Origin of the sequence: Mycobacterium sp. KBS0706 (genome assembly GCF_005938675.2) — a bacterium.
Lineage (GTDB): Bacteria > Pseudomonadota > Alphaproteobacteria > DSM-16000 > Inquilinaceae > Inquilinus.
The window spans coordinates 1-10,100 of sequence record NZ_VCCH02000161.1; the positions used below are offsets into that span (position 1 = coordinate 1).

Here is a 10,100-nt window from a genome sequence, read left to right on the forward strand (position 1 = left end):
TCGCAACCATCTACGCTCATGCCCACTGGTGTACGATCATCGGACCGCCAGCCCGGCCACAGCGACGGTGAGCTTCTCGATACAGACGACCCGCGCGGACTGATCGGTTCAGTGCCGACGTTGTCCTCGATCCACATGTCGAGGAGCCGGCAACGATCTGCTCTAGCTCTGCGGCCTGCTATGAGTCGGCGATGCCGTTAGCGGCTCCGCTACGGGCTGGAGGATCAACCTATCGCTGCCCGACATGGCGTCGCCCTGGACCTGCTCGGCCAGCCGCTCCATATCGCGCCGGCGGATGTCCTCGGCGGCTTCCTCGATGTCAACATCGGCAAAGCCCAAGGCCCGCAGGCCCGCCGCTCCCATCAGATAGGCGGCCTCGACCGTCTCGCGGATCTGATAGTCGACACCCATGCGGATCAGTTCGATCGCATGTCCGCGGTCATAGCTTCGCACCAGGAGCCTGGCCTGCGGAAATTCGTGCCGCACCAGTTCCACGATCTGCAGCGCGGTCTTGGGATCGTCGATGCAGATCATGATCGCATCGGCCACTCCGGCACCGGAGTGGTGCAGGACGTCGAGCCGGGCACCATCGCCGAAGTAGACCTTGAAACCGTATCGTCCCGCGTCGCGGATCCGGTCGGGATCCTTGTCGATGACGGCGAGGTCAACGCCCTTGGAGAGCAGCGCCTGCGAAGCGATCTGGCCGAAGCGGCCGAAGCCGATAAGGAGGATCCGCCCCTTCAGGTCGCGGGCGGCATCGACACCGTCCATCGATGCTTCGGCACGAAGCAGCCTGTCCGTCGCGATCATGAGCAGCGGGGTCAGGGCCATCGATAGGATCACGACGGTGGAAAACAGCGCGTTCTCCCGCGCATCGATGACGTCACCCGACGTCGCCGCGGCGTAGAGCACGAAGGCGAACTCGCCGCCCTGCAGGAACATCGAGGTTCGGTGCAAGGCCGGGTGGCTGGAGCTGCCGAACAGGCGCGCGACGGCATAGACCACGACGGCCTTCGCGACCGTGAAGGCGGCCAGCATGGCCAGCAGAAGCCGCCATTCGGCCGCGACCACGGCGAGGTCGAGCGACATGCCGACTGCCAGGAAGAACAGCCCCATGAGCAGGCCGCGAAACGGCTCGATGTCGCTTTCGATCTGGTGTCGGTAGCTCGAACTCGACAGCATCACCCCGGCGAGGAAAGCTCCCATCGCCATGGACAGCCCGGCGACCTCCATGAGCAGTGCCGCGCCGAGGACCACCAACAGTGCGCCCGCCGTCAAGACCTCGCGCGTCCGCGCCCGCGCCAGCAGGGCGAAGAACGGGTTCAGACCCCAGCGCGACACCGCCAGGAGCACAGACAACGCGGCCGCCGCCATCAGAATGCCGGTCCATCCCGCTTGGCCGTCCGAGAGGGGAGACAGAAAGGCGACCACCGCCAGAAGCGGCACGATCATCAGATCCTCGAACAGGAGGATCGCGACCGATTTCCGACCCTCCGCGCTCGACATCTCGCCGCGATCCTGCAGCACCAACATGATGACAGCGGTCGAGAACAGGACGAAGCCCGCCCCGGCAATGAAAGCGACCGGACCCGACAACCCGAACACCACCGCGCCCGTCAGCGCGAGGGCCGTGATCGCGGCCGCGACCTGGGCAAGCCCCAGCCCGAAGATCTGGCCACGCATGGCCCAGAGCTTGGGCGGGCGCAGTTCCAGTCCGATCACGAACAGGAACATCACCACCCCGAGCTCCGAGAAATGCAGGATGGATTGGGCGTCGGTGAACAGGCCGAGCACCGATGGGCCCACCAGCACGCCGGCGGCGAAGTAACCGAGGACCGATCCGAGGCCGAGCCGTCGGAACAGCGGCACGGCAACCACGGCCGCTCCCATCAGGACAATCGCGGGAGCGATCGTCTGCCCCAAGCTCGCTTCAGCCATCAGGTCGTCTTCTCGGTTTTGTGCGTGGTCGCCCGGACGCCCGGCGCAACCTCGGTGCCCAGGAGCTCGATCGAGCGCTTCATCGCCGCTGTTTCGAGCGAGGCGGTGCTCATCTGGAAGGTGATGCGCGAGACGCCGCCGAGCGCCTCGCTGGCATGGAGCATCTTGGCTGCGACCGTCGCCGGATCGCCGATCAGGAACGCGCCTTCCGGGCCCGCCATGGCGTCGAACTGCTGGCGCGACGGCGGCGGCCAGCCGCGTTCACGGCCGATCCTCCCGGTCAGATGCGCCCAGCCGGGGAAGAACGCCTCCCTGGCCGCAGTGTTCGTCTCGCCGACGAAGCCCATCGCGTGGACGCCCACCTTGAGCTTGTCGGGTCTATGCCCGGCGCTCGAGCCGGCTTCCCGATAGAGATCGACGAGCGGGCGGAAGCGCTCGAAGGTCCCGCCGATGATCGCGACCATCAGCGGCAGGCCGAGCGCGCCGGCACGGGCAAAGGATTGCGGCGTGCCACCGACGCCGATCCAGAGCGGAAGGCGCGGCTGATGGGGACGCGGATAGACACCCTGACCCTCCAGCGCCGCACGGAAGCGACCCTTCCAGATCGGGTGGGTCGTCTCGTTGAGCTTCCGAAGAAGATCGAGCTTCTCCGCGAAGAGTTCGTCGTAATCCCGCGGATCCATGCCGAACAGCGGATAGGCCTCGCCGAACGAGCCGCGGCCGACGATGATCTCGGCCCGGCCTCCCGCGATCAGGTCCAGCGTCGCGAACTCCTGGAAGATCCGAACCGGGTCGGCGGCGCTCAGCACCGTCACCGCGCTGGTGAGCCGAATCTGGCTGGTGCGGGCCGCGGCTGCGGCGAGGATGATCGCCGGCGCGGAATCGAGGAACTCGGCGCGATGATGCTCGCCGATGCCGAACACATCGAGCCCGGCCCGGTCGGCGACCTCGACCTCCTCGAGGAGATCGGCCATGCGATCAGTCGGCGAGGGAGGTTTGCCCGTCGCCGGATCGGGGAGGATCGCGGCAAAACTGTCGATACCGATTTCCATAGGTGATCCTTAAGCTCATTCAGCGGCGCGGCGTGGGGACAGGGGTTCGAGAGCAGCGAAGGACGGCATGGTCAGAACCGATAGTTCGCCATGACGCCGATTAGCTTGATGACCTGCGACGATCCTGTCTCCCGGATGAACGTTCCCGGATCGAAGACGCCGACCGAGGCCGCCAGGTTGAGCTCCGGCGTGGCCTGCCAGGCGACGGCGATTTCGGCCTGTGTTCCGATGAAGCGCGCATCGCTGTCTTTGCCGCTGCGCACGAGGGCACCCGAGATTGCGTAGATGCCGTCGTCGGTGCTCTGTCGCCAATAGGCCGAACCCGACAGCGACAGCTCGACGTCCGTGTGCGGACGGATCGTGATGGAAGGCCGGACATGGATCAGGTTGCGCGGCCCGATCGGCGACTGAGACACAAAGTACTTGCCCCTGGGAAAGAGGGGATTGAGCGTTCCCAGTTCCGGATCGTCCGGATCGTCGTCGCCCGAAATCACATCAGCGGCGAGCCTGAGGTCGGGCTGCAGCGGCGCTTGTGGAAAACGATGGCCGATCTCGCCGCCAATTCCCCATGCCGCCCTGCGGCGGTTCGCGAAGGTTCCCTGCTGAACGGCGGCCTCGAGGTTCCAGTATGAGGAGCCGGTGTCTCCGAATATGCGGGCGCCGAAAGTGTGGACCAGCTCATTGCCGGCGCCCTGGTCGTAGACCGCGTTGCGATCTCGCAGGCCGAGATAGAAGACGTCGAAGCCGGTCGCCCGGTTTTCGCCCAGCCACCGCGTCGCATAGACGCCCCAGAGCGTCTTCTGGGTCGACGTGCGATCGTCGAAATCGTCGAGCCTGTTGTCGACCGGGCGAAAATAGAGCGCCGTCACCTGCCAGGCCTTGCCCGTCAGAGATATGTCGAAGCCGTCGAAGGCCTGAGGGATATTGGGACCGTAGCGCGTGTCGACGAAGCGTCCCGCGCCCAGCGAGATCAGCTTGCGACCTGCCGACATCCGCAGCGAGGTCGCCTCCGCGACATCCACCTCCACCTCGACGAATGCCTGCAGCATATCCGCGCCGGTCGTATCGACGGGCCGCTTAGCGCGGCGGACGCCCGAGATCCCGGAGACGATAGGCTGAGCGAACAGGCGCAGCTTTCCCACATGGAAATCGGCATAGGGCATGAAGCGATGCCAGACATAGCCGTCGTCCGGCGCTTCACCCCAGCGGACATTGGCATAGCCTTCGTAGCGCGATCGGACTTCGAGGCCTGTCGTGAGATAGGTCGATCCATCCGTGCTCAAAGGGATGTATTTGAACGGCTCCGTCCACCGCCCTGTCTGCCGGGCGGGGTCTGCCAGATAAGACCAGCTTTCGGGGTAACGCTCGATCGTCAAGGTCGGCGCGCGGCCGATATCGGTCCCGACCTGCGCCTGTGCCTCGACCTGTGTAGCACCAACGATAATCGCGACGACGAAGGCCCGGATCGACGTCACCGGCACTCGCCAGCCGCTCCCGCTGGAGCGACGCGATTGATGCTGGGCGTGCCCACTTCCGGCTGAGCGTTGAGACGGGATGACGGATCCCGACGAGGATTCAGTTCCAGCGGAATGCATCGCGCAGGATTCTCGTCATCCCGCTTCGATCAGCCGGCCGCTTTCGGCACCGGCGTGTTGAGCAGCTGCTGCTCCCAAAGATACGCGATGCCGCTGCCGCCGAAGTGCTGGATCAGAATCTCGGTCAGCTCCTCGACATGCTCGGTGCGCGCCCAATCGCGTTGCCATTCGCCAGCGAGCGCCATCACGGTCATCACATTCGCGCCGGCCGCGATCATTCGCTGGATGGCAACTTCGTGAGATTCCTTCGAAATGCCGCCCGACGCGTCGGTGATCACGGTCACGTCCCAGCCTTCGCCGGCGGCCTGGATGACAGGCATTGCGACGCAGACCTCGGTCCACAGGCCGGCGATGATCAGCTGCTTGCGGCCAGCCGCCTTGACGACGCTCACCACACTCTCGTCCTGCCAGGTGTTCACCCAAGTGCGATCGATGACTTCCTGGTCCGGAAATACGTCGGTGATCTGCTTGAAGAGAAGTCCACCGCGCGCCGCGATCACGCTGGTGAGAATGGTCGGAACATTGAAGGCTTTTGCTAGCTTCGCCAGCGCAGTTGTATTGTTGACGACCATCTGAGGGTCATGACTGTTCAGATTGGCCAGCTGATAGGGCTGGTGGTCGATCAGAACGAGGACCGAATCCTCTGGACGAAGGAGCGACTCAAGGCCGTTGCGGAAGGTCATGACAATTCCTTTCTGGCGTCTTCGATGATGGCGACGTCTGCTGAGCCATTTGCGCTCCCCGGGGCAGCGCCGCCCCGTATTGCCGTCCTCGAGCGGATTACGGTAGCGCCGGAATTTGCCACGCTGTGTCGCAGAATCAGGGACACCAACCCGAAAGCTAAACCGGGCCGCGCCGGACAGCCGGCAGACCAGAGCCGCCGACTGAACAGCTGCCAGGCGTTCCTTCTTTGGCGACACAGCACGACGCCGTTCAGGGCTAGCGACGAAAAGCGCTGCTCCCACTTCCAGGCACGATGAACCTGAAAGCTCGCAAAGGCGCGCAATCCCTTGGCGTCGCGCGACAGATCGAACACGAGGACCACATGACGACCAGACTGGAAGGCAAGACCGCGGTGATCACCGGCGGCGCGACCGGCATCGGATTTGCCGCATCCAAGCGCTTCATTGAAGAAGGCGCATTCGTGTACATCTTCGGTCGCACCGCGTCAGCTCTTGGTGCTGCGATGGCGAAACTTGGACCCAATGCGCGCGGCGTCACCGGATCGATCAACGAGACGGAAGATCTCGATCGTCTCTTTGAAGTCGTGAAAGAAGAGCGCGGCGGCATCGACATTCTGTTGGCAAACGCCGGCATTTCAGAGCCAACGCCGCTCGGGCAGACCACGACCGAACAGTTCGATCGGGTCTTCGGCACCAACGTCAAAGGCCTCCTGTTCACTGTCCAGGGCGCGTTGCCTTTGATGGGGAAAGGAGGGTCGATTATCCTGACCGGATCAAGCGCCACAGTGAAGGGCTTCTCCAACTTCAGTCTGTATGCCGCAACCAAGGCGGCAGTCCGCAGCTTCGCGCGCAGCTGGACGTTGGAACTCGCTGACAGGGGAATCCGCGTGAACGTCCTGTCGCCGGGACTGACAGAGACCGAGAAGGTGCTGGAGCTCATGGGCAAGGACGGCATCGAGGCGGTTCGAGGCATCACGCCGATCGGGCGCATCGCCGACCCGGACGAGATTGGCGCCGTCGCCGCCTTCCTCGCTTCGAGCGACAGCGGCTTCATGGCCGGTGCGGAAGTGTTTGCCGACGGCGGTATCGCCCAAGTGTGACGTCCCACGTTCGGCGCGGGACATGTCGCATGTTGACAAGCAACGACAGCCCGGGCCGTACGCCCCGGCCCTCCCGTGCCGAACTCTCGAGTCAGGATCTGCGGACAATGATCCGCGTGGGCGTCGAGCCTTCGGCGTCACCCGGAGGATTTACTCCCGTGCCTCCCGCCAGTGGGGATAGGTGACATAGGCGGTGACCGCGCCTTGCTCGTGCGAGTGGATCGTCACCTTCTGGCCTTTCGGCATATGGACGATCTCGCCCGGCCCCGCGGAGACGCTGTCTGAGTTGGCGGACACCGTCAGTCGCCCCTCGAGGACGACCATCACATCATCGACTGCCATTGTCTCCCCGAGCCTCTGGTTCGGCCCATAGCGCCCGTAGCCGATGGTGATCGGAGAGCCATGGCGCTGGTCGACCAGGTTGCCCACAAACACCTCTCCGTCCTGTCCCGGGGAACGCTCCAGCTCTGCGTCGGTGATGGCGAACTTGCTGATCTTCATGGGAATTGCACCTTTCAGCCGGCGTGGTTGCGTCACCTGTGCCGGTCAGTCCGGAAGAGGAATGTGCTCATCCCGGTCATCGACCGGGAGATCGAAGCGCCCCTTGCCCCAGTTCTGCGCGCGCCATTCGGCTTTGGCCTCTTCGATGCGCCCCTGCGAAGACGCGACGAAATTCCACCAGATGTAGCGGGGGCCCGAAAGGGTCGCGCCGCCGAGGATCATCAGGCGCGCGCCTCTGTCGCCGGCCGCGACCGTGATCCTGTCGCCGGGGTGGAAGACCATCATCCGGCCCGCCTCGAAATCCTGGCCGGCGATCGAGATCGAGCCTTCCACGATGTAGATGCCCCGGTCCTCGTGATCCTGCGGCATCGGCAGCCGGCCTCCCGCCTCGAGCGCCACGTCGGCGTAGAACGTCTCCGAGTACATGGTCGCGGGAGCCTTCTCACCATAGGCGTCCCCGAGGATCAGCCGGACCGAGACGCTGCGATCCTCGATCACCGGCAGCGCCTCCTTGCCGTGATGCTCGAACATCGGCGCCATATCCTCGTGACGCTCGGGCAGCGCCAGCCAGGTCTGGATTCCGAACAGGCTGTTCGGACCGCTTCGGGCGGCCGCTGAGGTGCGCTCGGAATGGGTCACGCCGCGCCCGGCGACCATCCAGTTCAGCTCACCGGGACGGATGATCTGATCGACGCCGGTGCTGTCCCGGTGATGGAAGTCGCCGCGAAAGAGATAGGTGACGGTGCCGAGACCGATATGCGGGTGCGGCCGAACGTCGACGCCCTGGCCGGTCAGGAACTCGGCCGGCCCGGCCTGATCGAAGAAGATGAACGGTCCGACCATCTGCCGATTCGGCGCCGGCAGAGCGCGCCGAACCTCAAAGCCGCCGAGATCGCGAGAGCGTGGAACGATGAGAGTCTCGATCGCGTCGAGGCCAACCTCATCGGGGCAGCCGGGGTCGATCGCCGGATTCCAACTCATGCGCCTTCTCCTCTTCTGGGCTTCCGGGAGGCCTTGCCCTTGCCGATGCAAATGCCCAACTTGGCGCACGGCCGTCTGCCCGACTAGCCCCGGGCTACGTCAAGCTGTGTCGCGGTAAGTGGAACGCGCGGGCAATGTCGTCGAGCTCAGCGGCCCCGCGGTGGAGCGGCCGCCGACGCAGTTTCGATAAGGCCTCGCTTCGTTCATGTTTTAGGGTCGAGACCCCAAACGTCCGGATTCCGTGCGAAGTACTCGATCAACATCTCCGTGAGCACCCGCACTTTCCGCGTGGGATGCGGACCCGGCGGGCGGACGACATATGCGGCCCCCGGAGGGACCGGATAGCGTGTCATGATCGGGACCAACGCGCCGGAGGCGAGATATTCATATGTGATGCAATCGGGGAGCCAGGCGACGCCGAGACCTGCCGCCGCTGCCGCGGCAAGCGCCGTGGCGCTATCGGCCTTGAACCTGCCCTGCGGCTGGACCGTGACGATCTTGCTGCCATCCATGAACTGCCAGGCTTCCGTTCCCTGCATGAGGGCCTGATGGCTGGCGAGTTCGGCCGGAGTTTCGGGTGACCCGCGCGCTTCGACATAATCCGGGCTTGCGACAAGCTTGCCATGGATCGGCCCGACGCGCCTCGCGATCAGGTTGGAATCCTGAAGATAGGCGCCCCGGATCGCGCAATCGAAACCCTCTGCGATGAGATCGACGAAGCGATCACTGTAGGAGGTATGGACGTGGAGCTGCGGATGCTGGCGCGCCATTTCCGCGATGACGGGGGCGAAATGCGTCGGGCCGAAAGTAAGCGGCATTGCAACCCTCAGGACGCCGCGCAGCTCGCCGGTGGGGACGATCGTTTCCCTGGCCGTATCGATCTCGGCGCTGGCTCGGGCAGCATGGTCTCTGAACGTGATGCCCGCCTCGGTGAGCGCGGCGCCGCGGGTCGTTCGTGCAAGAAGCTGGACGCCGAGATCCGCTTCGATCCGTAAAAGCCGCCGACTGACGATCGATTTGGAGACGCCGAGCCGGCGCGCGGCGGCCGACACGCCCCCTGCATCAGCCACCGCGACGAATGTTCGAAGATCCTCGATGTCCAATTCGGCGTCCCTCATCCCGCGACACAGCTTGCCTGACTATGGCCCTATCGCATCACCGAAGGGAACGGCAAGTTCCGACCGAGCGACGTGGCCCGCCGGCGCATGCGTCCGTTGAACCCATTGCCATTCATAGCGGCTTTCCGCAGGGGCGCGCAGTGAGAGGACCATGAAAGCAGCCATCTATGATCACCCTGGGCCGCCGGATGTCCTCCGTTATGCGGATGTGCCCGATCCGGTCTGTCCAAGCGATGGCGTCCTGATCCGCGTCGAGACTGCCGCTATCGAGGGCGGCGACCTGATCAATCGCGCGTCCACACCTCCACCTCACCCAGCCTTCGTCGTCGGTTATACGGCCGCTGGCGAAATCATTGCGGTCGGAGAGAAAGTGTCGAATCGCAAGGTCGGCCAGAAGGTGACGAGCTTCGATCTCGCCGGGTCGCACGCGCAGTTGCGTGCTGTTGCCGCCAGCCGAACGTGGCCTGTGCCGGAAGGGCTCGACATGGCCGCTGCCGCAGCTCTGCCGATCGCATTCGGGACCGCTCATCACTGCCTTTTCGCACGGGGTGGTTTGAAGCGTGGCGAAGCTGTCTTGATCCAGGCCGGCGCCGGCGGCGTCGGGCTCGCCGCCATCCAGCTCGCGCATCGGGCAGGCGCGACTGTGCTTGCAACGGTCTCCGGGGTTGAAAGGGCCGAACGTCTTGTCCGGCTTGGCCTCGATCATGCGATCGATCATCGCTCGGCCGAGGTCGTCGATACGGTCATGCGTCTGACAGAAGGTCGCGGCGCGGATCTCGTCGTGGACCCGGTGGGAACCACATTGCAGGGTTCCCTGGCGGCGTTGCGCCCCGAGGGGCGCCTGGTCTTCGTCGGCAACGCCGGCGGTTCGCGCCTCAGTATCGATCTGTGGCCCGCGCTGCAGGCGAACCAGTCGCTTTTCGGCGTCTTCATGGGAACGCAATTGGAAAAACCTGATGTCTACCTCACGGTTTCCCGGATGCTGGAGCTGGCGGCGATCGGGGATCTTCGGGTGATCGTGGACAGGACGTTTCCACTCGCGGCCGCTGCTCAGGCCCATGCCTATGCCGAACGCAATTCCATCCTTGGGCGCGTCGCAATCGTCTCGGCCACGCAATGAGCATCGTGGACC

The 10,100-nt window shown here is 64.7% G+C and carries 9 protein-coding genes; 2 read left to right on the forward strand and 7 right to left on the reverse strand.

Annotated elements, in window-relative coordinates; all coding sequences use genetic code 11:
• Positions 1-162: 162 nt before the first annotated feature.
• From FFK22_RS39305 to FFK22_RS39320, 4 genes are all read right to left on the reverse strand, one after another.
• Positions 163-1,938, reverse strand: coding sequence for a monovalent cation:proton antiporter-2 (CPA2) family protein (locus FFK22_RS39305; protein WP_138893312.1), 1,776 nt, complete (start codon positions 1,936-1,938; stop codon positions 163-165).
• The gene (locus FFK22_RS39310) at positions 1,938-2,990 is read right to left on the reverse strand and encodes an LLM class flavin-dependent oxidoreductase (protein WP_138893313.1); all 1,053 of its coding nucleotides are present in this window, start codon (positions 2,988-2,990) and stop codon (positions 1,938-1,940) included. The genes FFK22_RS39305 and FFK22_RS39310 overlap by 1 nt, the downstream gene beginning before the upstream one ends.
• Positions 2,991-3,061: 71 nt before the next feature.
• Positions 3,062-4,471 carry an alginate export family protein gene (locus tag FFK22_RS39315; protein ID WP_186002910.1) on the reverse strand — a complete coding sequence of 470 codons (1,410 nt, stop codon included), beginning with the start codon at positions 4,469-4,471 and terminating at the stop codon, positions 3,062-3,064.
• A 143-nt stretch (positions 4,472-4,614) separates the two neighbouring features.
• The gene (locus FFK22_RS39320; protein ID WP_138893315.1) at positions 4,615-5,268 is read right to left on the reverse strand and encodes a hydrolase; all 654 of its coding nucleotides are present in this window, start codon (positions 5,266-5,268) and stop codon (positions 4,615-4,617) included.
• A gap of 362 nt (positions 5,269-5,630) precedes the next feature.
• Here FFK22_RS39320 and FFK22_RS39325 point away from each other — a divergent pair, with 362 nt between their 5' ends.
• Positions 5,631-6,368, forward strand: coding sequence for an SDR family NAD(P)-dependent oxidoreductase (locus FFK22_RS39325; protein ID WP_138893316.1), 738 nt, complete (start codon positions 5,631-5,633; stop codon positions 6,366-6,368).
• A 150-nt stretch (positions 6,369-6,518) separates the two neighbouring features.
• Here FFK22_RS39325 and FFK22_RS39330 read toward each other — a convergent pair whose 3' ends face one another.
• The 3 genes from FFK22_RS39330 to FFK22_RS39340 form a co-directional block, all read right to left on the reverse strand.
• Entirely contained in the window at positions 6,519-6,869 is a 351-nt protein-coding gene (locus FFK22_RS39330) for an ethanolamine utilization protein (protein WP_138893317.1), read from the reverse strand.
• Positions 6,870-6,914: 45 nt separating this feature from the next.
• A complete protein-coding gene (locus FFK22_RS39335) occupies positions 6,915-7,919 on the reverse strand; it encodes a pirin family protein (protein ID WP_221939210.1) in 1,005 nt (334 codons plus the stop codon).
• A 134-nt stretch (positions 7,920-8,053) separates the two neighbouring features.
• Positions 8,054-8,953: a LysR family transcriptional regulator gene (locus FFK22_RS39340; RefSeq protein WP_138893319.1), complete on the reverse strand. Its 900-nt coding sequence runs from the start codon at positions 8,951-8,953 to the stop codon at positions 8,054-8,056.
• A gap of 166 nt (positions 8,954-9,119) precedes the next feature.
• Here FFK22_RS39340 and FFK22_RS39345 point away from each other — a divergent pair, with 166 nt between their 5' ends.
• Complete coding sequence (locus FFK22_RS39345) at positions 9,120-10,088, forward strand: zinc-binding alcohol dehydrogenase family protein (protein WP_138893320.1); 969 nt, start codon at positions 9,120-9,122, stop codon at positions 10,086-10,088.
• Positions 10,089-10,100: the final 12 nt, after the last annotated feature.

What these genes read in the sequence shown, in the direction of transcription:
- FFK22_RS39305 (WP_138893312.1), bottom strand. Translation starts at nt 1,938, where the DNA reads ATGGCTGAAGCGAGCTTGGGGCAGACGATCGCTCCCGCGATTGTCCTG.
- FFK22_RS39330 (WP_138893317.1), bottom strand. Translation starts at nt 6,869, where the DNA reads ATGAAGATCAGCAAGTTCGCCATCACCGACGCAGAGCTGGAGCGTTCC.
- FFK22_RS39345 (WP_138893320.1), top strand. Translation starts at nt 9,120, where the DNA reads ATGAAAGCAGCCATCTATGATCACCCTGGGCCGCCGGATGTCCTCCGT.
- FFK22_RS39320 (WP_138893315.1), bottom strand. Translation starts at nt 5,268, where the DNA reads ATGACCTTCCGCAACGGCCTTGAGTCGCTCCTTCGTCCAGAGGATTCG.
- FFK22_RS39325 (WP_138893316.1), top strand. Translation starts at nt 5,631, where the DNA reads ATGACGACCAGACTGGAAGGCAAGACCGCGGTGATCACCGGCGGCGCG.
- FFK22_RS39310 (WP_138893313.1), bottom strand. Translation starts at nt 2,990, where the DNA reads ATGGAAATCGGTATCGACAGTTTTGCCGCGATCCTCCCCGATCCGGCG.